General features: G+C 68.5%; 25 protein-coding genes. 13 read left to right on the plus strand and 12 right to left on the minus strand.

Annotated elements, in window-relative coordinates; genetic code table 11:
* Positions 1-33: 33 nt before the first annotated feature.
* A complete protein-coding gene (locus ABD727_RS09755) occupies positions 34-1,398 on the minus strand; it encodes a protein adenylyltransferase SelO family protein (RefSeq protein WP_344707221.1) in 1,365 nt (454 codons plus the stop codon).
* A gap of 44 nt (positions 1,399-1,442) precedes the next feature.
* Here ABD727_RS09755 and ABD727_RS09760 point away from each other — a divergent pair, with 44 nt between their 5' ends.
* Positions 1,443-2,303, plus strand: a complete 861-nt coding sequence (locus tag ABD727_RS09760) for an alpha/beta fold hydrolase (RefSeq protein ID WP_344708062.1) — start codon at positions 1,443-1,445, stop codon at positions 2,301-2,303.
* Here the strand turns inward: ABD727_RS09760 and ABD727_RS09765 are convergent.
* The 5 genes from ABD727_RS09765 to ABD727_RS09785 all read right to left on the minus strand — a co-directional run bounded on the left by ABD727_RS09765 (position 2,300) and on the right by ABD727_RS09785 (position 6,768).
* On the minus strand, positions 2,300-2,929 hold the full coding sequence (locus tag ABD727_RS09765; RefSeq protein WP_344707222.1) for an SCO family protein: 630 nt from the start codon (positions 2,927-2,929) through the stop codon (positions 2,300-2,302). The two genes, ABD727_RS09760 and ABD727_RS09765, sit on opposite strands and share 4 nt — an antisense overlap.
* Positions 2,919-3,368 carry a copper chaperone PCu(A)C gene (locus tag ABD727_RS09770; protein ID WP_344707224.1) on the minus strand — a complete coding sequence of 150 codons (450 nt, stop codon included), beginning with the start codon at positions 3,366-3,368 and terminating at the stop codon, positions 2,919-2,921. The genes ABD727_RS09765 and ABD727_RS09770 overlap by 11 nt, the downstream gene beginning before the upstream one ends.
* Positions 3,368-4,543: an acetyl-CoA C-acetyltransferase gene (locus ABD727_RS09775; RefSeq protein ID WP_344707225.1), complete on the minus strand. Its 1,176-nt coding sequence runs from the start codon at positions 4,541-4,543 to the stop codon at positions 3,368-3,370. Before ABD727_RS09775 ends, ABD727_RS09770 begins: the two co-directional genes overlap by 1 nt.
* A gap of 25 nt (positions 4,544-4,568) precedes the next feature.
* A complete protein-coding gene (locus ABD727_RS09780) occupies positions 4,569-5,150 on the minus strand; it encodes a NifU family protein (RefSeq protein WP_344708063.1) in 582 nt (193 codons plus the stop codon).
* Positions 5,151-5,283: 133 nt separating this feature from the next.
* On the minus strand, positions 5,284-6,768 hold the full coding sequence (locus ABD727_RS09785) for a replicative DNA helicase (protein ID WP_344707226.1): 1,485 nt from the start codon (positions 6,766-6,768) through the stop codon (positions 5,284-5,286).
* Positions 6,769-6,893: 125 nt separating this feature from the next.
* Here ABD727_RS09785 and dcd point away from each other — a divergent pair, with 125 nt between their 5' ends.
* On the plus strand, positions 6,894-7,448 hold the full coding sequence (gene dcd / locus ABD727_RS09790; RefSeq protein ID WP_344707227.1) for a dCTP deaminase: 555 nt from the start codon (positions 6,894-6,896) through the stop codon (positions 7,446-7,448).
* Here dcd and ABD727_RS09795 read toward each other — a convergent pair whose 3' ends face one another.
* The 5 genes from ABD727_RS09795 to ABD727_RS09815 all read right to left on the minus strand — a co-directional run bounded on the left by ABD727_RS09795 (position 7,449) and on the right by ABD727_RS09815 (position 12,997).
* The gene (locus ABD727_RS09795; RefSeq protein WP_344707228.1) at positions 7,449-7,766 is read right to left on the minus strand and encodes a hypothetical protein; all 318 of its coding nucleotides are present in this window, start codon (positions 7,764-7,766) and stop codon (positions 7,449-7,451) included.
* Between the two features lie 33 nt (positions 7,767-7,799).
* Positions 7,800-8,399, minus strand: a complete 600-nt coding sequence (locus ABD727_RS09800; protein WP_344707229.1) for an NADPH-dependent FMN reductase — start codon at positions 8,397-8,399, stop codon at positions 7,800-7,802.
* Between the two features lie 8 nt (positions 8,400-8,407).
* A complete protein-coding gene (gene rnr / locus ABD727_RS09805; RefSeq protein WP_344707230.1) occupies positions 8,408-10,645 on the minus strand; it encodes a ribonuclease R in 2,238 nt (745 codons plus the stop codon).
* Positions 10,646-10,654: 9 nt separating this feature from the next.
* A complete protein-coding gene (locus ABD727_RS09810; protein ID WP_344708064.1) occupies positions 10,655-11,527 on the minus strand; it encodes a DMT family transporter in 873 nt (290 codons plus the stop codon).
* A gap of 66 nt (positions 11,528-11,593) precedes the next feature.
* Positions 11,594-12,997 (minus strand): M28 family peptidase, encoded by a 1,404-nt coding sequence (locus ABD727_RS09815; RefSeq protein WP_344707231.1) that lies wholly within the window; start codon positions 12,995-12,997, stop codon positions 11,594-11,596.
* Positions 12,998-13,077: 80 nt separating this feature from the next.
* Between ABD727_RS09815 and ABD727_RS09820 the strand changes: the two genes are divergently transcribed.
* The 11 genes from ABD727_RS09820 (at position 13,078) to ABD727_RS09870 (ending at position 22,489) form a co-directional block, all read left to right on the plus strand.
* Complete coding sequence (locus tag ABD727_RS09820) at positions 13,078-14,577, plus strand: CoA-acylating methylmalonate-semialdehyde dehydrogenase (protein WP_344707232.1); 1,500 nt, start codon at positions 13,078-13,080, stop codon at positions 14,575-14,577.
* 119 nt (positions 14,578-14,696) lie between these two features.
* On the plus strand, positions 14,697-15,923 hold the full coding sequence (locus ABD727_RS09825) for a hypothetical protein (protein WP_344707233.1): 1,227 nt from the start codon (positions 14,697-14,699) through the stop codon (positions 15,921-15,923).
* Positions 15,920-16,312 (plus strand): RidA family protein, encoded by a 393-nt coding sequence (locus tag ABD727_RS09830; RefSeq protein WP_344708065.1) that lies wholly within the window; start codon positions 15,920-15,922, stop codon positions 16,310-16,312. The genes ABD727_RS09825 and ABD727_RS09830 overlap by 4 nt, the downstream gene beginning before the upstream one ends.
* The gene (locus tag ABD727_RS09835) at positions 16,305-16,868 is read left to right on the plus strand and encodes a hypothetical protein (RefSeq protein WP_344707234.1); all 564 of its coding nucleotides are present in this window, start codon (positions 16,305-16,307) and stop codon (positions 16,866-16,868) included. The genes ABD727_RS09830 and ABD727_RS09835 overlap by 8 nt, the downstream gene beginning before the upstream one ends.
* Before the next feature lie 51 nt (positions 16,869-16,919).
* Positions 16,920-18,062 carry an acyl-CoA dehydrogenase family protein gene (locus tag ABD727_RS09840; protein ID WP_344707235.1) on the plus strand — a complete coding sequence of 381 codons (1,143 nt, stop codon included), beginning with the start codon at positions 16,920-16,922 and terminating at the stop codon, positions 18,060-18,062.
* Positions 18,059-19,114, plus strand: coding sequence for an enoyl-CoA hydratase/isomerase family protein (locus ABD727_RS09845; RefSeq protein ID WP_344707236.1), 1,056 nt, complete (start codon positions 18,059-18,061; stop codon positions 19,112-19,114). Before ABD727_RS09840 ends, ABD727_RS09845 begins: the two co-directional genes overlap by 4 nt.
* Entirely contained in the window at positions 19,111-19,884 is a 774-nt protein-coding gene (locus tag ABD727_RS09850) for an enoyl-CoA hydratase-related protein (protein WP_344707237.1), read from the plus strand. Before ABD727_RS09845 ends, ABD727_RS09850 begins: the two co-directional genes overlap by 4 nt.
* Positions 19,885-20,052: 168 nt before the next feature.
* Complete coding sequence (mmsB, locus tag ABD727_RS09855; RefSeq protein ID WP_344708066.1) at positions 20,053-20,961, plus strand: 3-hydroxyisobutyrate dehydrogenase; 909 nt, start codon at positions 20,053-20,055, stop codon at positions 20,959-20,961.
* A gap of 43 nt (positions 20,962-21,004) precedes the next feature.
* Positions 21,005-21,466: a c-type cytochrome gene (locus ABD727_RS09860; RefSeq protein WP_344707238.1), complete on the plus strand. Its 462-nt coding sequence runs from the start codon at positions 21,005-21,007 to the stop codon at positions 21,464-21,466.
* Positions 21,459-22,148, plus strand: coding sequence for a cytochrome b/b6 domain-containing protein (locus ABD727_RS09865; RefSeq protein ID WP_344707239.1), 690 nt, complete (start codon positions 21,459-21,461; stop codon positions 22,146-22,148). The genes ABD727_RS09860 and ABD727_RS09865 overlap by 8 nt, the downstream gene beginning before the upstream one ends.
* Positions 22,145-22,489 (plus strand): VOC family protein, encoded by a 345-nt coding sequence (locus tag ABD727_RS09870; protein ID WP_344707240.1) that lies wholly within the window; start codon positions 22,145-22,147, stop codon positions 22,487-22,489. Before ABD727_RS09865 ends, ABD727_RS09870 begins: the two co-directional genes overlap by 4 nt.
* Here the strand turns inward: ABD727_RS09870 and ABD727_RS09875 are convergent.
* Positions 22,443-24,593, minus strand: a complete 2,151-nt coding sequence (locus ABD727_RS09875; RefSeq protein ID WP_344707241.1) for a ComEC/Rec2 family competence protein — start codon at positions 24,591-24,593, stop codon at positions 22,443-22,445. The two genes, ABD727_RS09870 and ABD727_RS09875, sit on opposite strands and share 47 nt — an antisense overlap.
* Between the last annotated feature and the right edge of the window lie 48 nt (positions 24,594-24,641).

Raw genomic sequence — 24,641 nt, forward strand, 5'->3', positions numbered from 1 at the left:
GGTCGCGTCAGTGACAGGAGGCGTTTGCCGGCGTCAACCCTGCGCCATTGCCTCGCCCATCCGCCGGATGGCGGCGATCTTCGCGTGGAAGGGCGACCAGTCGTCATCGCTTGCGATGGCCGACCAGATTGCCTCGACTTCCTCGATGTGGAGCGAGCAGGGCTTCTGGTCCGACCAGTAAGCGTGCGTCGCAGGCTGCTCCCGCCCGGCGAGCAGCTGCGCCAGCCGCTCGAAGGGCTCGCCGCTCCACTTTTCCTCGACCGCTCGCCGCCCGCCTCGCCAGTCGAAGAAGAAGCGGTCGATCTCGACAGGGCTGGCGGAGAGCGCCTGCGTGATTGCCCGGGCAAGGTCGCGATCCTCGGCCTCCGCGCCCGCTTCGATACCGAGACGTCGCACCAGCGCGTCTGCGAGCGCGCGATGGAAGAGCTCGGGGAAGCGCTGCAGCTGGTCACTGAGCACCTTGTGGTCGTCGACCAGCAGCGCGAGGCAGCCGGCGAGTTGGGCGAGGTTCCACTGGATCGCCTCGGGCTGACGGCCGAAGGCGTAGAGCCCGGCATGGTCGAAGTAGGCGGCGGTGAAGGTCACGTCCCAAGTCGGGGTGAACCGCCAAGGCCCATAGTCGAAGCTCTCGCCGGTGATGTTGATGTTGTCGGTATTGAGCACGCCGTGGACGAAGCCTGCCGCCAGGTAGGAAGCCGCAAGGCGCGCGGTCCGCTCGGTGACCAGCTCCATCAGGCGCGTCGCACCCGCATCGGCCGGCTCTCCGTAGAGATGCTCGAGACAGTAAGCGACCAGGGCTTCGAGGTCGGCGACCTCCTCGAAGAAGGCGAGCCGCTGGAAGGTGCCGATGCGGATGTGGCTGTGGCTTAGCCGGGTCAGCACCGCCGAGCGGGTCGGCGACGGCTCGTCGTTGCGCTCGAGCTGCTCGCCCGTCTCGAACAAGGCGAAGCTGCGGCTGGTGTCGACGCCGAGCGCCTGCAGCATCTCGGTCGCGAGCACTTCGCGCACCCCGCCCTTGAGCGTCAGCCGGCCGTCGCCGAAGCGGCTCCAGGGCGTCTGGCCGCTGCCCTTGGTGCCGAGGTCGAGCAGCCGCCCCCGTCCGTCGCGCAGCTGGCCGAAGAGGAAGCCGCGCCCGTCTCCGAGGTCGGGATTGTAGGACCGGAACTGGTGACCGTGGTAGCGCAGCGCGAGCGGCTGCCCGAGATTGCCGTCGAGCGGCTCGAACCGGCAGAAATGACGGGCGCGATCGACTGCGGTGAGCCCCACCTCTCCCGCCGCGGCCGCGTTCCAGAAGCGCTCGGTGCAGCCGGGGAAATCGGCTGCCGACACGGGATCGTAGAAGGCGTCGCCGAGTTCGAGGATACGCGGATCGGGGCGATAGGGTTGCGGAAGCGTCATCTTGCCCGGATAGAGTGAGGAAAAGCTGGGTAGAGGAGTGGCCGGTGGCGGCGTTCGAGGATCGTTACTATAACAGCGCCGACGGTCTGAGGCTCCATTACCGCGATTATGCCGGCGGCGATCCCGACCAGCCGCCGATCCTCTGCCTTCCCGGCCTGACCCGCAACGCCCGCGACTTCGAGCCGGTCGCCGACCGCTTTACCGGCGCATGGCGCGTGCTCGCTCTCGACTTTCGCGGCCGTGGCCTCAGCGCCGCCGACCCCGAGCCCAACCGCTACATGCCGGCGACCTATGCCCGCGACGTCATAAAGCTCCTCGACCAGCTCGGAATTGCCGACGCGGTATTCGTCGGGACTTCGCTCGGCGGGCTCGTGACCATGCTGATCGGAGCGATGGAGGACGAGCGGATCGCCGGCGCCCTCCTCAACGACATCGGGCCGCAGGTCTCGCCCGAGGGGATCGAGCGGATCCGTACCTATGTCGGCAAGCCGGCGCTGTTCGGAAGCTTCGCCGAGGCCGGTGCGGCGATGGGCTCGCGCGCGGCCGACGTCTACCCGGACTGGAGCGCGGCGGATTGGGAACGTTTCGCCCGCCGCTGCTGCCGCGAAGAGGGCGGCGAGGTCGTCCTCGACTATGACATGGCGATCGCCCAGCCCTTCGCGCAGGCCAATGACGCGACCCAGCCCGACCTCTGGCCGTGGCTCGACCACTTCAAAGACAAGCCGGTGACGGTGCTTCGCGGCGAACTCAGCGACCTCTTCTCGGCCGACGTGGCGGAGCGGATGATCGCCGCGCTTGGCGACGGCGCCGAACTGGTGACGGTGCCGAACGTCGGCCACGCCCCGAGCTTCGACGAGCCCGAAAGCATCGCCGCGCTCGAGCGACTGCTGGCACGGATCGGCTAGGCGGTAATCCGCCGCAGCTTGTCGAGCGCGGGAGCGTCGCCTTCCTCCAGCGAAATGGTTGAGACGAAGCTGCCGGTGCGGTCGAACAGCAGCACCGACGCGCCGTGGTCGACGGTGTAGCCGTCGGGCGAATCCTTGTCGGCGACCTTCTTCTGGTAAGTGCCGTGCGCCTTGGCGACGGCGGCAACCTCGGCCTCGGTCCCGGTCAGGCCGACGATCGGCGTGCCGAACAGGCCGACATAATCGCGCACGACCGGCACGGTGTCACGCTGGGGATCGACCGAGACGAACAGGATGCGGAAGCTCTCGTCGCCCTTGCCGAGCTCCTTGCGCAGCTTGGCGAGTCGGCCGAGCGTGTTGGGACAGACGTCCGGGCAATGGGTGAAGCCGAAGAAGATGGCGTAGGGCTCGCCCTTGAGGCTGGCCGAGGAGAAGGGCTTGCCGTCGGTCCCGGTCAGGGTGAACGGACCGCCGAGCGTAAACCCCGGCATTCCGGGCTCGGCGCGAAGCTGGGGCTGCGGGCGAAGCCAGACGATCGCGGCGAGGACGGCGGCGACGGCGACGAGCGCCCACAGCGCCCATCGGACGATGCGCAGCGACGAGCGCGCGGGCGCCTCAGTGGCCATGGTGACCTTGTCCGGCGGGAGACGCGCCGGGGGCGAGCACCGGAAGGCTGACCTGCACCGAGCCTGCCCGCGCGAAGCGCAAGGTCAGCGGCAGGCGAGTCCCGGGGCGCAGCGGCGCCTTCAACCCCATCAGCATGACATGGAGACCCCCCGGCCGCATCGCGATCTGCCCACCGGCACTAATGGGCTGCGCTCCCGCCGGACGCATCCGCGTGATTCCGCCGGCAAGGACGCTGTTGTGGATCGAGGCGCTCTGCGCCGCCGGCGTGGTCACCCCGACCAGGCGATCAGCGGCGGGTCCGCCATTGTGCACGGTGACGTAAGCCGCGGCGTTGGCGAGGCCGGCCTGCGCGAAGCCCGTGACGTGCATGGCAGGAGCCTTGGCCGCGGCGGGTGCAGCGAGGGCCAGCGCGGCCAGGCAGAGATGACGCAGGATCATCAGAGTGCCTCGACGATGGTCACGTTGGCGATCCCGCCGCCTTCGCACATGGTCTGCAGGCCGTAGCGCTTGCCGCCCTTGCGCAACGCATGGATCAACGTGGTCATCAGCTTGGTCCCACTCGCGCCGAGCGGGTGGCCGAGGCTGATCGCGCCGCCGTTGACGTTGAGGCGGTCGGGGTCGCCGCCGATTTCGCGCAGCCAGGCGAGAGGGACCGGGGCGAAGGCCTCGTTGACCTCGTAGAGGTCGATGTCCTCGATCCGGCGGCCGGAGCGCTCGAGTGCACGGCGGGTCGCGGGGATCGGCTCCATCAGCATGATGACCGGATCGCCCGCGGTGACCGTGAGATGGTCGATTCGGGCCAGCGGGGTCAGGCCATGGTCCTTCAGTGCCTTCTCGCTCACTACCATGACTCCGCTGGCGCCGTCGCAGATCTGGCTGGCGTTGCCGGCGGTGATGACCCCGTCGGGCTTGAGCGTCTTGAGGCTTCCCAGACCTTCGAGCGAGGCGTCGAAGCGGATACCCTCGTCACGGTCATGGCGATGCTCGTTGCCCTCGGCATCGACGATGGTGAGCGGCACGATCTCGTCGGCGAAGTCGCCGCGGGTCGTCGCCGAAGCACCGCGGCGGTGGCTTTCAAGGGCGAAGGCGTCGAGCTCGTCGCGGCTGAACTGGTAGTTGCGCGCGATCATCTCGGCGCCGGTGAACTGGCTGAACTCGGTGACTCCGTAGCGATCCTTGATCGACTGCGGCCACGGCCCGGTCCCGATCCCCGCCTGCAGCGGGAGCATGACGGCGAGGCCCATCGGCACGCGGGTCATGCTCTCGACCCCGGCGGCGATGACCACGTCCTGCGTCCCGCTCATCACCGCCTGGGCGGCGAAGTGGATCGACTGCTGCGAGGAGCCGCACTGGCGGTCGATCGAGACCGCGGGCACGCTGTCCGGAAGGCCGCTCGCCATGACCATGTTGCGGCCGATGTGGAAGCTCTGCTCGCCGACCTGGCCGACGCAGCCGGCGATCACATCCTCGACCGCAGCCGGATCGATGCCCGAGCGCTCGACGAGGCTGTCGAGGACCCGCGCGCCGAGATCGGCGGGGTGCCAGTCCCTGAGCGCGCCACCCTTCTTGCCTCCGGCTGTGCGGGCGGCGGCGACAATATAGGCTGCGGGCATGATGTCTCCTGTGTGTCCGGTGGGCTCAGACCGCCTCGACGGTCTCGACCTCGGGGACATAGTGGCGGATGAGGTTCTCGACGCCGCGCTTCAGCGTCACCGCCGACGAAGGGCAGCCTGCGCAGGCGCCCTGCATGGCGAGGAACAGGGTTCCTTCCTTGAAGCCGCGATAGACGATGTCGCCGCCGTCCTGCGCGACCGCCGGACGCACCCGGGTCTCGAGCAACTCCTTGATCTGGGCGACGATCTCGGCATCGGCGGGATCGTCGCCGAAGCTCGCCTCCTCGGCGTCGACCGCGACATGGATGCCCGCCGCGCTGCCGGGAGCGAACAAAGGCGCGCCCGCGACGAAATGGTCGAGCATCAGCTGGACGACGTCGATCTCGAGCCCGGCCCAGTCGACCCCGGGCACCGCGGTGACCGAGACGAAGTCGCGACCGAAGAACACGCCCTCGACCTCGCCGGTGCGGAACAGCGCTTCGGCGAGCGGCGAGGCAGCGGCGCTTTCGGCGTCGGGGAAGTCGCGGCTTCCGGCTTCCATCACGGTCATGCCGGGAAGGAACTTGCGGGTCGCTGGATTGGGGGTGAGCGCGGTCTCGATCAGCATGGGGCCCATGTGGCGGAGCAGCCCTGCAGGTTCAAGCATCCCGGACGTTTCGTGGGCCGCCGGCAAGGCATTCGCGGGCCGGAGAAATCATCCTCCGGCCCGCGGCCCCCTCCCCGGGTACTTCACCGCTTGCTCAGTGGAAGTCGGGCGCGTGGCCTTCTTCGACGAGGTCGGTGAACTTGGTGATGCGCGCATCGAACTTGAGCTTGACCTTGCCGGTCGCGCCGTGGCGCTGCTTGGCGATGATCAGCTCGGCGGTGCCGTAGATCTTCGCCATCTCTTCCTGCCAGGCCGCGAGGTCCGGATGGTCGTCGGGCGGCTGCTTGGCCTGCAGGTAATAGTCGCCGCGGTAGATGAACCAGACCATGTCGGCGTCCTGCTCGATCGAGCCCGACTCGCGCAGATCGCTGAGCTGCGGACGCTTGTCCTCGCGCTGCTCGACCGCACGGCTGAGCTGGGACAGCGCGATCACCGGGACGTGCAGCTCCTTGGCGAGGCTCTTGAGGCCGCGGCTGATCTCGGAAATCTCCTGCACGCGATTGCCGTCGCCACCCTTCGCGCTGCCGGAGAGCAGCTGGAGATAGTCGACGATCACCAGCCCGATGTTCTTCTGGCGCTTGAGCCGCCGGGCGCGAGTGCGGAGCGCGGCGATGGTCAGGCCGGGGGTGTCGTCGATGTACAGCGGGAGGCTGTTCAGCTCCCCGGCGACGCGGGCGAATTCGCGGAATTCGGTCAGGTTCATCTGACCGGTGCGGATTTGGGTGCCCGGAATGTTGCTCTGCTCGGCAAGCACGCGGGTGGCGAGCTGGTCGGCCGACATTTCGAGACTGAAGAAGGCCACCGCCGCGCCGGCCGAGCGCTCGGTGTCGATCCCGTCGGCCATGTCCTGGAGCATGCGCTTGGCGGCGTTGAAGGCGATGTTGGTGGCAAGCGAGGTCTTGCCCATGCCCGGACGCCCGGCGAGGATGATGAGGTCGGAGCGGTGCATGCCGCCCATCCGCGCGTTGACGTCGGAGAAGCCGGTGGTGATGCCCGACAGCGCGCCGCCATTGTTGAGCGCTGCCTCGGCGATCTTGAGCGCCTCGCGGCTGGCATCGGCGAAGGCCTTGACCTTGCCTTCGCCCCCGCCCTGCTCGGCGACCTTGTAGAGCTCGGTCTCGGCGCGCTCGATCTGCTCGAGCGGCTTGACGTCCTCGCTGGTGTCGAGCGCACTCGTGACGAGGTCGCGACCGACCGCCACCAGGCTTCGAAGCAGCGCGAGGTCGTAGATCTGCGCCGCGAAGTCACGCGCCGCAAGCAGCGCCGCGCCCGAGCCGGTCAGCTGCGCGAGATAGGCCGGGCCACCGACCTCCTTCATCGCCTCGTCCGCTTCGAACAGCGGGCGCAGGGTGACCGGATTGGCGACCATGTTGCGGTCGGTCAGCCGGAGGACCGCGTCGTAGATCCGGCCGTGCAGCGGCTCGAAGAAGTGGTCCGAACGCAGCTTGAGCTGCACCTCCTCGACCAGCCGGTTGTCGAGCAGGAGCGCGCCGAGCAGCGCGGCTTCCGCCTCGACGTTGTGCGGCAGCTGCTGGACGGGCGCTGCATCGGCACCCGGATGTCTGAGGATCTCGGCCATGGCGGATCTGTTACGCCTTTTGGCCGAGCCGCCAAGCTGTGGATAACGGGGATATCGTGGGAGGCGCGGAAAACCGGCACGGGGGAATCGACGAACGGTTCGGCGCGCGGCTAAGCCTTCGTCCCATGAGCATCCTATCCGACCGCTGGATCCGCGAGCAGGCCCAGTCCCACGGCATGATCGAGCCCTTCGTCGAGGCCCAGCGGCGCGACGGCTGCATCAGCTACGGGCTCTCCTCCTACGGCTATGACGCGCGGGTGGCGGACGACTTCAAGATCTTCACCAACGTCGATTCGGCGGTCGTCGACCCGAAGGACTTCGCCGCGAACAGCTTCGTCGATCGCAAGACCGACGTCTGCATCATTCCCCCGAACAGCTTCGCGCTGGCGCGGACGGTGGAATATTTCCGGGTGCCGCGCGACGTGCTGGTGATCTGCCTCGGCAAGTCGACCTATGCCCGCTGCGGGATCATCGTGAACGTCACCCCGCTGGAGCCCGGCTGGGAGGGCCATGTGACGCTGGAATTCTCCAACACCACGCCGCTCCCGGCCAAGATCTACGCCAACGAGGGCGCCTGCCAGTTCCTGTTCCTCAAGGGCAATGAGCCGTGCGAGGTCAGCTATGCCGACCGCGCGGGCAAGTATCAGGGCCAGCGCGGAGTGACCCTGCCCCGCCTCTGACTAGCGGACGTGCCCGGTCAGGCTCCCGATGGCGGCGAGCAGGACGAGCAAGGCGAGCAGTGCGAACACGATCCAGCGAACCCGCTCGAAGCGGCGGCGGACGGCGCGATCGTAGCTCGGCAGGTCGATCCAGTAGCGGCCGGGCTGCTCCTCGTGGAGCACCCCTTCGGTCCGGTAGCGCTCGAACAGACGACGCTCGAAGCGGTTGTCGGGGACGAACGACACCGCCCGCTCGGGCCGCACGGCATCGGCGGCGAAGAAATGGTGCTGGATCTCGCGGCGTGCTCGAGCCGCCAGTGCCGCTGCCGCCGTTGCCATGGTAACGCTTCCCCCGAGCCGATGGTCCGAGCGCTAGGTGTGACTTGCGGCAGCACCGGGTGCAAGCGCCTTGCGGCCTTGGTGAATGACACCGACCCATTCGACGAAGGCATCGACGAAGCCGTCGACCAGCTTGGCCAGGCCCTTGTCGCTGATCCGGCCGTCCTCGCCGAACTTGTCCGCGCTGAGATTGCCGACATACATCTCGGGCTGGCCGAGGACGTGCGCGTCGAGGTGGACGAGGCTCTGGCGGAGATGATGGTTGCCGCCGAAGCCGCCGGTCCCGCCGGTCGACTGGGTGACAACTGCCGCGGGCTTCTTCTGGAACACGCCCTCGCCATAGGGGCGCGAGCCGACGTCGATCGCGTTCTTCAGCCCGCCAGGCACCGACCGGTTCCATTCGGGTGTGACGAAGAGCAGGCCATCGCACTCCTTTACCGCCGCGCGGAAGGCATCCCACTGCGGGTGCACGGCGTCCTTCTCGAGGTCGGGATTATAGAGCGGCAGATGATGGATCGGCACGTCCCTGAAGGCGAGACGATCACCAGCGGAAAGCGCGATGGCGGTCGCGAGCTTCTCGGTCAGGCTCCCGGATCGCGGACTTCCTCGAAGGACGGCGATGGTATGCGGCATTTGATCTCCTAGCGCTTGCGGCCCTGATGGCGGATGTTGGCCGGACGGCCGCGGCGGCCGCCAGCTGGACCTCGGACGCGGTCCTTCCTGTCCGGCCGGTCGCGGCGCGGTGCGTTCCCGCGCCCGTAGCTTCCCTCCGGAAGCTCGAAGCGGAGTGCTCCGCTGACGGGGTTCGCCTCGATCAGCCGAAGCTGCAACCGCTGTCCCACCCGATAGGTTTCGCCGCTCTGGTCGCCGATCAGCTGGCGCGCCGCCTCGTCGTAGCGGAAATATTCCTGGCCGAGTTCGGCGGCTGGAAGGAGCCCGTCGCCGCCAAGCCCCTCGACGGTGGCGAAGAAGCCGAACGGCTGGACGCCCGAGATCCGGCAGTCGAGCAATTGGCCGACATGGTCGGAGAGATAGGCCGCGACATAGCGGTCGATCGTCTCGCGCTCGGCCTCCATCGCCCGCCGCTCAAGCATCGAGATATGCTCGCCGATCTCGGCGAAGGCGGTGGCGTCCTCGGCCGGCAGTCCGCCTTCGCCGAGGCGATAGGCACTGACCAGGGCTCGGTGGACAAGCAGATCGGCGTAGCGCCGGATCGGCGAGGTGAAGTGGGCGTAGCTCGGCAGCGCCAGGCCGAAATGGCCGAGATGATCCGGGGCGTAGCGCGCCTGCATCTGCGTGCGAAGCAATTGCTCCATGATCTCGGGCCGCGAGTCCGAGTTGCCGACCCGCTCGATGACGCGGTTGAAGACCCCGGGGCGGATCACCTGCCCGAGCGCGAACTCGAGGTCGAAGGTCTTGAGATAGTCCTTGAGCGCGGTCAGCTTCTCGCGGCTCGGCGCCTCGTGCACGCGGTACATGACCGGCGCCTTCTTGGCCTCGAGCGCCTTGGCGGCCGCGACGTTGGCGGCGATCATGTAATCCTCGACAAGCTTGTGCGCGTCGAGCCGCTCGCGCGGTGCAACCGAGGTGATCCGCCCCTTCTCGTCGAGCACCACCTGGCGCTCGGGAAGGTCGAGCTCGAGCGGCTCGCGCTTCTGGCGCGCCTTGAACAGCGCCTGCCAGCACGCCCACAGGGGCTTGAGCGCCGCTTCGACCAAATTCCGTTCCACCCCTCCGTCGCCATCGATCGCGCGCTGCGCGTCCTCATAGGCGATGTTGGCCGCGACCCGGATCACCGCGCGGGAGAAGCGCCAGCTCTTGAGCGATCCGTCGGGCGCGACATGGAGGTGGCAGGCCAGCGCAGCGCGATCGGCTCCTTCCTTGAGCGAGCAGATGTCGGAGCTCAGTTCGTGCGGGAGCATCGGCACGACCCGGTCGGGAAAGTAGACGCTGTTGCCGCGGCGGCGCGCTTCGCGGTCGAGGCTGCTTCCGGGGCGGACGTAGAAGCTGACGTCGGCGATCGCGACAACCGCATCCCACCCGCCATCGTCGCGCGCCTGCGCCCATATGGCATCGTCATGGTCGCGCGCATCGGCGGGATCGATCGCCACGATCGGCAGGTGGCGGAGGTCCTCGCGGTCGGATCCGAGCGGCTGCCGGGAGACTTCCCGCGCCTCGTCGATCGTCTCGTTCCTGAACTCGTGCGGCAAGCCGTGCTTGTGGATGGCGATGAGGCTGAAGCTGCGCGGCGCGAACGGATCGCCGAGCACGGCATCGACCCGCGCCGAGACTCGCGGCGGCTTGCCCGAGGGCTCGGCGAGGACGAGGTCGCCGACCTCCGCTTCGCCCAGTTCGGGCAGCGGGAGAAGCCGCCGTTCGCGCTTGTCGACCGGCTTGAGCCACCTGCGCCCGTCCTCGTCCTCATGGACCACGCCGAGGATGAGGTCGGCCGAGCGCTGCAGCTTCTTCATCATGTGCGCGACCATGCCGGTCCCGCGCTCCTCGGTCCGGGCGAGGATCCGGTCGTTCAAACCAAGCGCCGAGCGGCGGCCCTGCTCGATCACGCGCAGTCTCGGCGGCGGGCCTTCACCCTGCCAGCTGTCGGGCACCGCGATGGCCCCATCCTCGACCGCGACGATGCGCAGGACCGTCACCTTGGGGACCCCGCCCGCCTTGTGGAAGGCGCGTCCGGGAGCGCTGTCGATCAGACCCTCGTCGGCCATGTCCTTGAGCAGCGCCTTCAGCAGGATCTTGTTGTGCCCGTGGAGGCCGAAGGCCCGGGCGATCTCGCGCTTGCCGGCCGGCTGGCCGGACTGCTGGATGAAGTCGAGGATCTGCCTGGGGGTGGGAAGGCCCTTGGGGGCGGGAGTGCGGGGCAATTCGGGTCCTTAGGTCGAGGTTTCGGCGCGCGCCTCGAGGGCAGCGCGCCGGGCGAGATGATGTTCCCGCCAGACGATCACCAGGCCGGAGACGATGATCACCGGCGCGCCGATCCAGACGGAGGCGGAAGGAACTTCGGCGAACAGGAGCGCGCCGAGGAGGGTTGCCCAGAGCAGGCTCGTATAGTCCATCGGCATCACCACCGCGACCGGTGCCAGCCGGAGCGAAGCGGTGAGCGTAAGCTGGGCCAGCCCGCCTGCCAGCGCCATTCCGGAGAGGATGGCGAAGGTGGCGGGATCGTGCGCACGGCCGAAGAGGATCATCAGCAGGCCGAGCGGCACCAGGCTGCTCGAAGCGAACCAGAAGACCGTCGTCGATGCCCGCTCGGTCGCGCCGAGGCGCCGGATGACGACGGTGACGCTGGCGGTGAGCAGGGCGGCGACCAGCGCGACCGTCGCGCCGCCGAGCGGCACCCCTCCCCCGCCCGGCTGGACGATCAGGAGCACGCCGAGGAAGCCGACCGCGACCGCGCCCCAGCGCCAGCGACCGGTCGGCTCGCCGAGGCTAAGGGCCGCGAGGATGGTGGCGAAGATCGGCACGGTGAAGCCGATCGCGGTCGCGTCGGCGAGCGGCAGCAGGATCATGGCGAGGAAGTTCAATCCCATGGCGACCACCCCGAGCGCCATCCGGCCGACATGCGCCCCGACCCGCCGGCTGCGGAGCGAGGCCAGCCCCGGTCCCGCAAGCACCAGTCCGGTCGCGCAGACCGCCGATCCGATCTGACGGTAGAAGAGGCTCTCGACCACATGAACGCCGCGGGTCGAGGCAAGCTTCACCAGCGCGAACATGATCGCGAGGAGGACGGCGGTGAGCAGGCGCAGGAGAACCCCGGCGAGCGGCCGCTGCGCTGCCGGACGATCGGTGTCGAGTGTCGTGGTCCTACTCCGTCACTTCTGGGCAGGCGCGACATAGGGCTTGAAGGCGCCGCCCGGAACCGCGCTGGCGACGGGGCTTTCCCAGCCGTCCTTGCTGACCGCGGAGACGCCGAAGACCCAATCGTCGACGCGAACGTGAGGCAAGACGATCTTGCACAGCCCCCCGGCACTCTTCGGCAACGCTTCTCCTGCCGCGTTCTTGATTATGGCTGGCAGTACGATGCACTCGGGCTGCGCAGGGGATGCCTTCGACCAACGCGCCTCGTCGGTTCGCCGCCAGACCACCTTGAAGCTGGGCGCCGACGTCGTCCCCCACGTCAGCGTCGTGTCGGTGCTGACCGCGCCTTCCGCCTTGGGCTCGGGCGGCGGAGGGGCGCTCGCCAGCGCCATCAGCGCGGCGGTGTTCAGGCGGATGACCTTGGTCAGATAGGGCAGGTCCATCTTGTCGAGCGTATCGCCATAGACGACGCCCTTCTCGGTCCTGAGGTCCTGGTGCTGGTGGTTGTAGTTTTCGACCGCGACCGAGAAGCGGACGGCGGGGAAGCCGGCGTTGAGGAATTCGGTATGGTCGCCGCCGCGGCCGAAGCGGTCGTTACGCCAGACCTGGCGAACGTCGAGGCCGATGCCGGGCAGGCGCTCGGCAAGGCGATCGAGGAAGCGGCTGATGTTGCGGCTGGGGCTGTCGTTCTCGCCGCCGAGGCTGCGCTGGGCGGCGGCGAGCGCGTCCCGGCCCTGCCAGCGCGGCCCTTCGGAGAAGACCCGGACGGTCTTTGCGTCGCACACACCGTCCGAACCGCAGCTGTTGCCGATGATGTCGTTGTTCAGATTGGCGACGACGTTCCAGCCCTGCGCCTTGGCATAGTCGGCGAGGATCTTGCCGCCCAGAAGCCCCTGCTCCTCGCCCGACAGCGCCGCATAGACGATGGTGCCGGGGAACTTGCGCTTCGACAGCACGCGGGCGCTCTCGAGCACCGCGGCGGTACCCGAGCCGTCGTCATTGGCGCCCGGTGCGTCGGCGGTAGCGTTCATCACGTCGGTGACCCGGCTGTCGATATGACCGGTGATGATCACGACATCGTTCGGGCGCTCGGTCCCGCGCTGGATGGCGACCGCGTTGCAGACCCGGGTCGGGGTCGGCACGCGCGGCGGCTTGGTGACCGTGTCGCAGGTCTGAAGGGTCTCGAGCCCAAGCGCCTTCATCTCGGCCTCGGCCCAGCGCACCGCGGCACCGATCCCGCGGTTCGGATCGGTCTGGCTGGACAGGGTGTGGCGCGTGCCGAAACGCACCAGCCGGGCGATGTCGGCACGGATTCGGGCCTGGCTGACCTGACTGGCGGCAGCCTGCATCTGCTGCTCCGGGGTGGCCGCATGGGCGGTGCCACCCAGGACGAGGGCAAGGAACGCAAACTGACGCATCGACGGGTCTCCTGATCGCGGTCCTGACTGGCATCGCTCTTCGCCCTTGGCTAGGGGCAGCGCCAAGAAGGAGATCACCCATGCGTACGATCGACCATTTCATTGGCGGCGGCAGCTTCGCCAGCGGCGAGCGCCAAGGCGACGTGTTCAACCCTAGCCAGGGCGACGTGCAGGCCACCGTTCGGCTCGGCACCCCGACCGACCTCCAGAAAGCGATCGACGCGGCCAACCAGGCGCTTCCCGGCTGGGCGGCGACCAACCCGCAGCGCCGGGCCCGGGTCATGTTCAACTTCAAGGCCCTGGTCGAGAAGAACATGGACGAGCTCGCCGCCATCCTCTCGTCCGAGCATGGCAAGGTCATCGCCGACGCCAAGGGCGACATCCAGCGCGGGCTCGAGGTCATCGAATTTGCCTGCGGCATCCCCCATGCGCTGAAGGGCGAGTACACCCAGGGCGCAGGCCCCGGGATCGACGTCTATTCGATGCGCCAGCCGCTCGGCATCTGCGTCGGCATCACCCCGTTCAACTTCCCGGCGATGATCCCGATGTGGATGTTCGGAGTCGCCATCGCCTGCGGCAACGCCTTCATCCTCAAGCCCTCCGAGCGCGACCCGACCGTTCCGGTGCGCCTTGCCGAGCTGATGAAGGAAGCGGGCCTGCCCGACGGCATCCTCAACGTCGTCCATGGCGACAAGGAGATGGTCGACGCGATCCTCGACCATCCCGACGTCAAGGCGATCAGCTTCGTCGGCTCGTCCGATATCGCGCAGTACATCTACAGCCGCGGCACCGCGAACGGGAAGCGGGTGCAGGCCTTCGGCGGGGCTAAGAACCATGGCATCGTCATGCCCGACGCCGACCTCGACCAGGTGGTCAGCGACCTCACCGGCGCCGCCTTCGGCTCGGCCGGCGAGCGCTGCATGGCGCTTCCGGTGGTCGTTCCGGTCGGCGAGAAGACCGCCAACAACCTGCGAGAGAAGCTCATTCCCGCGATCGAGGGGCTCAAGGTTGGGGTCTCGAGCGATCCCGAGGCGCATTATGGCCCGGTGGTCAACGAAGCCCACAAGAATCGGGTCGAGGACTGGATCCAGACCTGCGCCGACGAGGGCGGCGAGCTGGTCGTCGACGGCCGCGGCTTCACCCTTCAGGGCTCGGAAAAGGGCTTCTTCGTCGGCCCGACCCTGTTCGACCATGTCCAGCCGCACTTCCGCAGCTACCAGGAAGAGATCTTCGGCCCCGTCCTGCAGATCGTCCGCGCGCCCGACTTCGAGACGGCGGTGCGGCTGCCGAGCGAGCATCAATATGGCAACGGCGTCGCCATCTTCACCCGCAACGGCCATGCGGCGCGCGAGTTCGCGGCTCGGGTCAATGTCGGGATGGTCGGGATCAACGTGCCGATCCCGGTGCCGGTCGCCTACCACACCTTCGGCGGCTGGAAGCGCTCGGGCTTCGGCGACACCAACCAGCACGGCATGGAGGGCGTCAAGTTCTGGACCAAGGTCAAGACGATCACCCAGCGCTGGCCCGACGGCTCGGGGCTTGGTGACGAGAACGCCTTCGTCATCCCGACGATGGGGTGAGCTGTTGCGCCGACGCTTCGGTGTCGGCGCGACCCTGCCAAGACCCTTGACGACTTCCCCTTGCTTGCGCTTCCTTCCGCCTCATCCGGCCGGGGGCGGCCGACAGGGGGAAGACAAGCATGAGCATGATTGTGCGCGTGAGCCTCGTCGCGGTCGCGGCGGGCATGGTGGCGTTTGCCGCGCCGGCGATGGCGCAACCCAAGATCGAGAACAACGACACGCCTGAAGAGATCGCCAAGGACGCCGCCCGCGACCTCAAGGACAATCGCTTCTACAACAAGCCCGGCGCGACCCGCGCGCAATATGACGCCGACTGGCAGGAGTGCCGACTGATCGCCCGCGGCTCGCGACTCGCGAACGGCACCATCCCGACCTACAATCCGGCGATCTACAACCCGTCGATCTCGCCCGTCGCCGCCGGTGCCGGCGGGCTGATCGGTGGAATGATCGCCGCCGCCATCGCCGAGGGCGTGCAGCGGCGTGAGAACCGCAAGCGCTGCCTGATGATCAAGGGCTGGCAGATGGTGAAGCTGTCCGACGCGCAGACCGCCAAGGTCGCGGCGATGGCCGATGGCGACAAGGAGACCTACTTCAACACGATCGTCGGGGCGGCCAGCGTCGAGGGCGAGATCGAGAAGCTCGACCGCTTCTCGCCGCCCGAGGATCCCGCGCTCAAGGTCGCTCCGGGCGTGGCCGGCACCGGCACCCTGTGGCTGAACAAGAACCCGGCCAAAGCGGTCATGCCCGTGCTCGAGCCCGGCCAGGGTGCGATCGTCGTCGCCTACAATCGCAACAATCCGGCCGCCAAGGATCGCTTCGGCCTCGTCCAGATGTTCCGCTACGACCGCGAGAAGGGCGACCTCGCCTACCAGCCGCGCGACTGGAAGAAGAAGGGCGACAAGACGACCTATGTCGTGCCCGTTCCTGCCGGCGACCGCCGCGCGGTCTACGAGTTCCGGATCATCCCGGTGACCGCGGGCGACTATGTGATCGGCGGCACGACCCTCGGCGTCAACATGCCGCCGCAGGTCAGCAACTGCTTCGGCGCTCCGATGGTGAGCGTGAAGGCCGGCGAATATGCCTATGTCGGCGACGCCACCCCGGTGATGGGCGCCGCGCTCGCCGACGGCAAGAAGACCTCGGTGATGGTCTTCACCCGCAACTTCGCGCAGGCGCAGGCCGAGCTTGCCCGGCTTCGGCCCGAGCTTTCCGGCAAGCTCGTCGAAGCGGCGGTCGCCAACCGCGCGACCTACAGCTGCGCGGCGGTGACCATGGACCGGTTCGACTGGCCGGGGGCGCCCGAGATCGCGGCGCTCGCTCCGGCGTCGAGCGAGGGCGGACGCTGACCGACCGGCGGCGAAGCTCGGGCACCTCCCCCTACGAGGAGGCGTTCGGCTTCGCCCGCGCGGTTCGTGACGGCGACCGGATCTTCGTTTCCGGCACCGCTCCGGTCGAAGCCGACGGCTCGTCCACGCCGGGCGACGCGGCGGCGCAGGCGCGACGCTGCTTCGCGATCATCCTTGCAGCCATCGCAGACCTCGGCGGCAAGCCGGAAGACGTGGTGCGGACCCGGATGTACATCACCGACCCCGCCGATGCCGACATGATCGGCGAAGTGCATGGGGAGATTTTCTCAGCTATCCGCCCCGCGGCGACCATGGTCGTGGTAAAAGCACTTTTGCGCGACGAGTGGCGGGTCGAGATCGAGGCGGACGCGTTAGTGCCTCATGCGTAACATCATCCCACTGCTGCTCGCCGCCTGTGTCCTCCCCGCCTGCACCCCCGCCGGGGACAAGGCCGAAACCGGCGAGACCATTGCTCGCGAGGCCGGCACCGGCGATCGCCCGACCGGGCGCAGCGGAGCTTCCGTCGCTAGAGGCGCGGAGAAGGGTCCGATCCCTGCCGACATCGACGAGGGGATGAAGAATGACGCCTCTCCCGCGCCGGCTGCGGCTCCGTCGAATGGCGCGCTTCCGACCAGCATTCCGGATCAATTTCAGGGTCGCTGGGCGCTCGTCCCCGCCGACTGCAAGGGCGACGCCGCGGCCAAGGGGCTGCTGACGATCAACGACAGCCGCCTGACCTTCTACGAAAGCCGCGGGACCCTCGACCGGGTGGTCGCCAACAGCCCCGCCAATGTCTTCACCGCCAATTACGGGTTCAGCGGCGAAGGCCAGACCTGGGAGCGGGAGATCACCTTCACCCGCACCGCCGGCAAGCTTCGCCGGGTCGAGCAGGGCGGCGAGGAAGGGCCGGTCGACCTCACCTACAGCGCCTGCCCGACGCGATAGAGCGGTCGCGGACGCTGGAAGTTCGCCGTACCTCTCGCTAGGGGCTTGCCCATGTCCCAATTCGACCTGACCGACGACCAGCGCCAGATCCAGGAAATGGCGCGGGCGTTCACCGCCGCCGAGATCACCCCCAATGCCGCCGAGTGGGACGAGAAGCACCACTTCCCGCGCGACACGATCGTCAAGGCGGCCGAGCTCGGCTTCGGTGCCATCTACGTGTCGGAGGAGAGCGGCGGAATCGGGCTCGGCCGGCTTGAGTCGGCACTGATCTTCGAGGCGATGAGCTACGGCTGCCCTTCGACCAGCGCCTTCATCTCGATCCACAACATGGCGGCGTGGATGATCGACCGCTTCGGCTCCGACGCGGTCAAGCAGAAGTATCTTCCGAGCATGATCGGGATGGAGCGGCTGGGCTCCTATTGCCTGACCGAGCCGTCGAGCGGCTCGGACGCGGCGGCGCTCAAGACCCGCGCGGTCCGCGACGGCGACCATTATGTCGTCTCGGGCAGCAAGGCCTTCATCTCGGGTGGCGGCGAGAACGAGATCTACGTCACCATGGTCCGCACCGGCGAGGACGGACCCAAGGGCATCAGCTGCCTGGTCATCGAAAAGGACATGCCGGGGGTCAGCTTCGGCGCGCAGGAGCGCAAGCTTGGCTGGCACAGCCAGCCGACCGCCCAGGTCAACTTCGACGAGGTCCGGGTGCCGGTCGAGAACCGCGTCGGCGGCGAGGGCGAAGGCTTCCGAATCGCGATGATGGGGCTCGATGGCGGGCGGCTCAACATCGGCGCCTGCAGCCTCGGCGGCGCCCAGCGCTGCCTCGACGAGGCGGTAGCCTACACCAAGGAACGCAAGCAGTTCGGCAATGCCATCGCCGACTTCCAGAACACCCAGTTCATGCTTGCCGACATGGGCACCGAGCTCGAGGCGGCGCGCGCCCTCCTCTACCTCGCAGCGGCCAAGGTCACCGACAATGCGCCCGACAAGACCCGCTTCGCCGCGATGGCCAAGCGGCTGGCGACCGATACGGGATCGAGCATCGCCGACCGCGCGCTCCAGCTGCACGGCGGCTACGGCTATCTGATGGACTATCCGGTGGAGCGCTTCTGGCGCGATCTTCGCGTCCACTCGATCCTCGAGGGCACCAACCAGGTCATGCGGATGATCACCGCCCGCGAGATGCTGCGCCAGTGACCAGCGATGTCCTCACCCTGGTCGACGGTCCGCTCGGGCGGATCCGGCTCAACCGGCCCAAGGCGATCCATGCGCTGACCCACGCGATGTGCGAGGCGATGAGCGCTGCGCTGCTCGCCTGGCGCGACGATCCCGCGATCGAGGCGGTCCTCATCGACCATGCCGAGGGCCGCGGCTTCTGTGCGGGCGGCGACGTGGTGGCGCTCGCCCGCTCGGGAACGGGCGATGGCAAGGAGGCAGCCGCCTTCTTCCATGCCGAATATCGCCTCAACCACCTGCTCTTCACCTATCCCAAGCCGACCATCGCGATCATGGACGGGATCACCATGGGCGGCGGGGTCGGGATCGCCCTGCCCTGCCAGGTCCGGATCGCCACCGAGAACACCCGCCTCGCCATGCCCGAGACCGGGATCGGCCTGTTCCCCGATGTCGGCGGCGGCTGGTACCTGTCGCGCCTTCCGGGGCGGGTCGGCCAGTTCATGGCGCTGACCGGCGCCCGGCTCGACGGCGCTGAGTGCAAGTATCTCGGTCTTGCGACCCATTACGTCCCGCAGGCTTCGCTCCCCGAGCTCGTCGAGCGGCTTTCCGCCGCCCCTGCCCGCGCCGCGGGGGCCGCCGGCAATTTTGCCGGTGTGCCGCCGACCGCACGGATCGAGCAGAACCTTCCCAACATCGCCCGCCTGTTCGCCGGCGAGACGCTCGAGGAGGTGATCGCCGCGCTCGAGGCAGACGACGGCGAGTGGGCTCGGACCGAGCTTGCGACTCTTCGGTCCAAGAGCCCGCTGTCGTGCAAGGTCTCCTTGCGATTGCTCAAGGAAGGAGCCGAGCGCGCCAGCTTCGCCGACGAGATGCGGGCCGAATATGCGCTCGCCAGCCGCGTGGTCCGGACCCACGACTTTGTCGAAGGTGTCAGGGCCCTGCTGATCGACAAGGACAATGCCCCGGACTGGCAGCCCGCCGTGCCCGAGGCGGTGCTCGATGAAACCGTCGACGACCTCTTCCTCGACTGCCCGCCCGGCGAAGAATGGACCCCGTTTCCGGAGACCGCATGACCTACCAGAGCATCCTCGTCGAACAGCGCGACGCCGTCACCCTCGTCACGCTGAACCGGCCGCAGGCGCTGAATGCGCTCAACAGCCAGGTGCTGGCCGAGCTGATCCACGCCTTCGCCGCCTATGACGCCGACGACAGCCAGCGCTGCCTCGTCCTCACCGGCAGCGAAAAGGCCTTTGCCGCGGGTGCCGACATCAAGGAGATGCAGGCTCAGGGCTTCGCGCAGATGTACGGCAGCAACTTCTTCGCCGGCTGGGAGCAGGTCACCGCCACCCGCAAGCCGTGGATCGCTGCGGTCAACGGCTTTGCGCTGGGCGGCGGCTGCGAGGTTGCGATGATGGCCGACTTCATCATCGCCGGCGACCGGGCGAAGTTCGGCCAGCCCGAGATCAAGCTCGCCGTGACCCCCGGAATGGGCGGCTCGCAGCGGCTGGCGCATGCGATCGGCAAGGCCAAGGCGATGGAAATGTGCCTGACCGGCCGGATGATGGGTGCCGAGGAGGCCCAGAGGGCCGGCCTCGTCGTCCGCGTCGTCCCGGCCGAGAGCCTCGTCGACGAAGCGCTCAAGACCGCGGCCGAGATCGCGGCCATGCCCCCGCTCGCCGCCATCGCCGCCAAGGAAATGGTCAATGCCGCCTTCGAACTGCCGCTCGCTCAGGGTGTCCGCTTCGAGCGCCGGCTGTTCCACGGCCTGTTCGGGACCGAGGACCAGAAGGAAGGCATGAGCGCCTTCGTCGAGAAGCGGCCCGGCCAGTGGACCGGTCGCTAGCAGCCTTCTGTCCTACAGGCCGTTCTTCTGTCATGAAGCTCGGGTGACCGCCCCCTTCCCCACTCCGGACGCGCCGATCGACGCCGCCGGGAGCAGGGTGACACAGGGTGACAACCCCCGCTTTACGACGAAGCGAAGATTCCGCGTTCAAACGTCGCTTGAGGTGAACTGACCATGCGTATCGCTTTCATCGGGCTTGGGAACATGGGTGGCGGGATGGCCGCGAACCTGGCCAAGGCTGGCCATGAGGTGCGGGCGTTCGACCTCAGCGAAGCAGCACTCGCCAAGGCCGAGGAGCGCGGCGCGTCGCGCGCGGCGGACGCTGCGACGGCAGTCGAGGGAGCGGACGCCGTCGTCACCATGCTTCCGGCGGGCAAGCATGTCGCCGACGTCTATCGCTCGTCGGTCTTCGGCAAGGCCCCGACCAGCGCCATCCTGCTCGACTGCTCGACCATCGACGTCGCCACCGCCAAGCAGGTCGAGGAAGAAGCCAAGGCCGCGGGCTACGCGATGGTCGATGCGCCGGTCTCGGGCGGGATTGCCGCGGCCGAGGGCGGCACTCTTACCTTCATGGTCGGTGGCAGCGCCGACGCGTTCGACCGCGCCCGCCCGATCCTCGAGAAGATGGGCAAGGCCGTCATCCACGCCGGGGAGAGCGGTTCGGGCCAGGCTGCCAAGATCGTCAACAACATGCTGCTCGGCGTCACCATGGCCGGGACCTGCGAGGCGTTCGTCCTCGCGCAGAAGCTCGGCCTCGACCCCCAGGTCTTCTTCGACATCTCGAGCAAGGCGAGCGGCCAGAGCTGGTCGATGACTTCCTATTGCCCGGTGCCGGGGGTCGGACCCGAAACCCCGGCCGATCGTGGCTACGAGGGCGGGTTCGCGGCGCAGCTGATGCTCAAGGATTTGGCGCTGGCGATGGAGGCTGCGCAGGCGGCGGGTGCCTATACGCCGATGGGCGGCGAGGCCGAGGAGCTCTATCGCCGCTTCGTCGAGCGGGGTGGTGGTCCCAAGGACTTCTCGGCGCTGATCAAGATGATCGACGACAGCTGGACGATGCCGTCCGACGCCCGCTAAGCCATTCACCCCCGGGGCAGTTTGCCCGAACCGGAGACCCGAGATGCGCGTAATCGTCCTGCTTGTCGCCGCCAGCACCCTCGCGGCCGGTGCCGCGCTCGCCGCAGCGCCCCTCTCCCGCTCGGATGTCGCCAGGGTCCAGGCGCAGCGCCACCATGGCTACGAGCAGCTCGGCAGGGCCAATCGCATGGCGAAGCAGGCGATCGACAAGAAGGACCTTGCCGCTACCCGGACCGCGGCCAATCAGATCGGCGCGCTCGCCGCCCAGGCCCCCACCTGGTTCCCGATCGGCAGCGGGCCTGAGGGCGGCAAGACCTACGCCAAGGCGGCCATCTGGCAGAACCGGGCCGATTTCGATGCCAGGATGCGCAACTTCGGAGTCGCCGCCCGTGCCTTCCAGGCGGCGGCGGCGGGCGGCGATCTAGCGGCGATCAGGACCGCGCATGGTCGCCTCGGCCAGACCTGCAGCGCTTGCCACGAATCGTACCGCGGGAAGCATGACTGACGAGGTCGGCAAGCCCGCCGCTGACGCAGCCCTGGCGGTGCCGATCTGGGACCTGCCGGTCCGGGTCGTCCACTGGAGCCTCGTGCTGCTGATCGCCTTCTCCTGGTGGTCGGCGGAGAATGGCGAGATCGCCTGGCACCTCCGCAGCGGACTGACCATCCTGTTCCTTCTCCTGTTCCGCCTGGCCTGGGGCTTCCTCGGAAGCTCTACCGCCCGCTTCTCCTCCTTCATCACCGGGCCGCGCCGGCTTGCCGCCTACCTGCGTGCTCCTGCCGAGTGGCGCGGCATCGGCCACACGCCGCTCGGGAGCCTCAGCGTGGTCGCGCTGCTCGGGCTCATCGCCCTGCAGGTCGGTTTCGGCCTGCCGCTCAGCGACGAGGACGGGATCGTGACCGGCCCGCTCAACCGCCTGGTCAGCTTCGAGACGGCGGAATGGGCGCATGAGGTGCACGAGCTGCTGTTCAACCTGCTGCTCGCGCTCATCGTGCTGCACGTCGCGGCGATCATCTTCTATCGCTGGCGTGGCAAACGGCTGGTGCGCGCGATGATCACCGGAGACAGTGTCGACTATCCCGCCGGAACCCGCGGCCTCGTCGCCGCCGGCCCCGCCCGTTTCCTGATCTGCCTCGGGCTGGCCGGCGCGGTCACCGGCTGGATCGCCTTGGGAGCACCTGGACTATGACCGCCCCGCACATCGATTATGTCGAGCTTCCGAGCGCTGGCGCGCACGAACTGACCCGAGCCTTCTACGCCAAGGCGTTTGGCTGGACCTTCACCAACTATGGCTCCGACTATAGCGCGGTCGAGGGCGGTGCTGTGGCCATCGGGCTCAATGGCCACCGCGAGGACGCGCTGTCGGCTCCCATGCCGATCGTCCGGGTCGACGACCTCGAGGCCGCCTTCGACGCGGTCAGCAAGGCCGGCGGGCATATCGCGAGGCCCATCTTCAGCTTTCCTGGCGGGCGACGCTTCCACTTCATCGATCCGGGCGGAAACGAGCTCGCGGTCTGGACTCCGGCCTGATCGCCCACGGCAGCCTGCCGAGGCGCTCGGCGACCGTGGCCACCCGCCCGTTCGCGACATTGATGGCGACCGCGCCCGTCTGTCGAAGACGCGGCGCATCCAGCGTCAGCCAGCGGGCTCGGCACGCTCTTGGCACCCTGCGGTCGGCCACGACGATGTCGGCCGCGGCGCAGGCGGCGACCAGTTCGCGCCAGTCCATCCGCTGGGTCGATCGGAGCGCCAGGAGGGTCCGTGTCGATCCTTGCTGGCCAAGATCGGCGATGCAGCTGTCACCGCTGCAGCGCGCCTTTGCATATGCGGCGAGCGGCGGCGGATCGCCGTCGAAACCGGCGTTCTCCGCCATCAGGTCGCGGACGAACTCCCCGGCCCGGTCCCGCAGCAGCCACGGCGTGCCCTGCGCATCGACCACCGCCAGATGCTTGCCGTCGCCGGTGACGAGCAGGTCGGGGAGCGGTTCGGCCACCGTGACCAGCGCTCCGATTGCGATCGGCGCCAGCCCGTACCAGCGCCAGCGCAGGGTCCAGAGGCAGATCCAGAGCCCACCCCCGACGATCAGCGCGAAGGCGCCGCGGGGCATCGCCGGAAGGATCGCCACCGCCCCTGCCGTGCCCGCCACGGCGTGGGCGATGCCGAGCAGCAGACCGATCGCCCAGCCCGCGAGGCTCCACAGCGGAGCACCGAGCCCGAGACTGTCGAGCAGCAGCGCCCCTCCCTCAAGCGGCATGATGACGAAAGTGGTGAGCGGAATGGCGACGAGGTTCGCGCCGACCCCGTAGAGCCCGGCGCGGTGGAAATGGTAGAGGGCGAAGGGCAGGAGCGCGATCTCCACGGCAAGCCCGGTCGCGACCATCGCGCCGAGCGACCGCAGCCAGGCTCGGGCGAGCCCCTCCTCCCGCCGCTCGAACAATCGCCTGAACGGGGTCGAGGCATAGAGGGTGACGAGCGCCGTGACCGCGGCGAAACTGAGCTGAAAGCTCGCGCCGGCAATCGCCTCGGGCCGGACGAGGAGCACGACCAAGGCTCCGGTGGCGATCAGCCGCAGGCTCAGCGCCTCGCGGCCCAGCACCACGCCGACGAGGACCAGCAGCGCGGCAACGCAGCTTCGCACGGTCGGCACCTGCATCCCGGTGAGGATCGTGTAGGCGATGCCAGTCAGTGCTCCGGCCGCGAAGCCGATGATTACGAGGTTCAGCCGCAACGCCAGCGCCGGGATCAGCCCGAGCAGCCGGAGGACGAGAAAATAGGCGAAGCCGACCGCGGCCGCGATGTGCAGCCCGCTGACGGAAAGGAGGTGCGCGAGGCCGGAGCGGCGCATCGCGTCGGCATCCTCCTCCAGCACCGAACCCTGGTCCCCGGTCGCGAGAGCAGTCGCGATTCCAGCCTCGCTGGCGGCGAGTTGCGCCCGGATGTGGCTGTCGAGCCCGCGCCGGATCCGATCGAGCCCGCTGTCGTGCGCCGGGCTGACCATCCGGATCGGCCCGAGCGAACGGCCGGTGGCACCAAGCCCCATGAACCAGGCATCCCGGGCAAAGTCGTGGGTTCCCGGAAGCGCCATCTCCATTGGCGGCGTCAGCCGCGCACGAAGCGCCACGACCGAGCTAGCGCCCAGGCGGGGTCCGTGCCTTTCGGCTTCGTCGAGCGGAACCGAGACCCGGATCCTGGGAGGAAGCAAGGGGTCGTTGGGGCGCATGGTCAGCCTGAGCGTGTCCTTCGCGACCAGCCGCTCGGCCTTCTCGACGGTCCCGGAGAAAGAAACGATGCGGGTGTCGGCCAGTCTCGGCGCGGCGACGTCCAAGCTTCGCCACCAGATGAGGCCGAGTCCAAGCGCCAAAGCCAGTGCGAAGAGGGCACCGGCCTTGCCGACCCATCCGCCGACCGCCCAGCCGACCGCCATGATTGCGGCCAGGAAGAGCAGCGCCGCGGCCCAGCCACGGGGGTCGGCAAGCACCAGCCAGAGCGCGATCCCGCCCCCCAGTCCGACCACCCACCATGGCGCGAGCTGGGCACGTTCGAGCTCCAGCCGCTTTTCCGCACTTGCGAAGAGAGCGCGAGCTTGCCACTGCGGGAAGGCCGGCGCGCCGTCCGATGGGGCGGCTAGATCCATGCTACCCCCTTGTCCAAAGGAAGGCGCGATCCGGCATGGACCAGACAA

Origin of the sequence: Sphingomonas swuensis (genome assembly GCF_039538045.1) — a bacterium.
Classification (GTDB): domain Bacteria; phylum Pseudomonadota; class Alphaproteobacteria; order Sphingomonadales; family Sphingomonadaceae; genus Sphingomicrobium; species Sphingomicrobium swuense.

What these genes read in the sequence shown, in the direction of transcription:
- ABD727_RS09755 (WP_344707221.1), bottom strand. Translation starts at nt 1,398, where the DNA reads ATGACGCTTCCGCAACCCTATCGCCCCGATCCGCGTATCCTCGAACTC.
- ABD727_RS09765 (WP_344707222.1), bottom strand. Translation starts at nt 2,929, where the DNA reads ATGGCCACTGAGGCGCCCGCGCGCTCGTCGCTGCGCATCGTCCGATGG.
- ABD727_RS09770 (WP_344707224.1), bottom strand. Translation starts at nt 3,368, where the DNA reads ATGATCCTGCGTCATCTCTGCCTGGCCGCGCTGGCCCTCGCTGCACCC.
- ABD727_RS09775 (WP_344707225.1), bottom strand. Translation starts at nt 4,543, where the DNA reads ATGCCCGCAGCCTATATTGTCGCCGCCGCCCGCACAGCCGGAGGCAAG.
- ABD727_RS09780 (WP_344708063.1), bottom strand. Translation starts at nt 5,150, where the DNA reads ATGCTGATCGAGACCGCGCTCACCCCCAATCCAGCGACCCGCAAGTTC.
- ABD727_RS09785 (WP_344707226.1), bottom strand. Translation starts at nt 6,768, where the DNA reads ATGGCCGAGATCCTCAGACATCCGGGTGCCGATGCAGCGCCCGTCCAG.
- dcd (WP_344707227.1), top strand. Translation starts at nt 6,894, where the DNA reads ATGAGCATCCTATCCGACCGCTGGATCCGCGAGCAGGCCCAGTCCCAC.
- ABD727_RS09795 (WP_344707228.1), bottom strand. Translation starts at nt 7,766, where the DNA reads ATGGCAACGGCGGCAGCGGCACTGGCGGCTCGAGCACGCCGCGAGATC.
- ABD727_RS09800 (WP_344707229.1), bottom strand. Translation starts at nt 8,399, where the DNA reads ATGCCGCATACCATCGCCGTCCTTCGAGGAAGTCCGCGATCCGGGAGC.
- ABD727_RS09815 (WP_344707231.1), bottom strand. Translation starts at nt 12,997, where the DNA reads ATGCGTCAGTTTGCGTTCCTTGCCCTCGTCCTGGGTGGCACCGCCCAT.
- ABD727_RS09820 (WP_344707232.1), top strand. Translation starts at nt 13,078, where the DNA reads ATGCGTACGATCGACCATTTCATTGGCGGCGGCAGCTTCGCCAGCGGC.
- ABD727_RS09825 (WP_344707233.1), top strand. Translation starts at nt 14,697, where the DNA reads ATGAGCATGATTGTGCGCGTGAGCCTCGTCGCGGTCGCGGCGGGCATG.
- ABD727_RS09835 (WP_344707234.1), top strand. Translation starts at nt 16,305, where the DNA reads ATGCGTAACATCATCCCACTGCTGCTCGCCGCCTGTGTCCTCCCCGCC.
- ABD727_RS09840 (WP_344707235.1), top strand. Translation starts at nt 16,920, where the DNA reads ATGTCCCAATTCGACCTGACCGACGACCAGCGCCAGATCCAGGAAATG.
- ABD727_RS09850 (WP_344707237.1), top strand. Translation starts at nt 19,111, where the DNA reads ATGACCTACCAGAGCATCCTCGTCGAACAGCGCGACGCCGTCACCCTC.
- ABD727_RS09860 (WP_344707238.1), top strand. Translation starts at nt 21,005, where the DNA reads ATGCGCGTAATCGTCCTGCTTGTCGCCGCCAGCACCCTCGCGGCCGGT.
- ABD727_RS09865 (WP_344707239.1), top strand. Translation starts at nt 21,459, where the DNA reads ATGACTGACGAGGTCGGCAAGCCCGCCGCTGACGCAGCCCTGGCGGTG.
- ABD727_RS09870 (WP_344707240.1), top strand. Translation starts at nt 22,145, where the DNA reads ATGACCGCCCCGCACATCGATTATGTCGAGCTTCCGAGCGCTGGCGCG.
- ABD727_RS09875 (WP_344707241.1), bottom strand. Translation starts at nt 24,593, where the DNA reads ATGGATCTAGCCGCCCCATCGGACGGCGCGCCGGCCTTCCCGCAGTGG.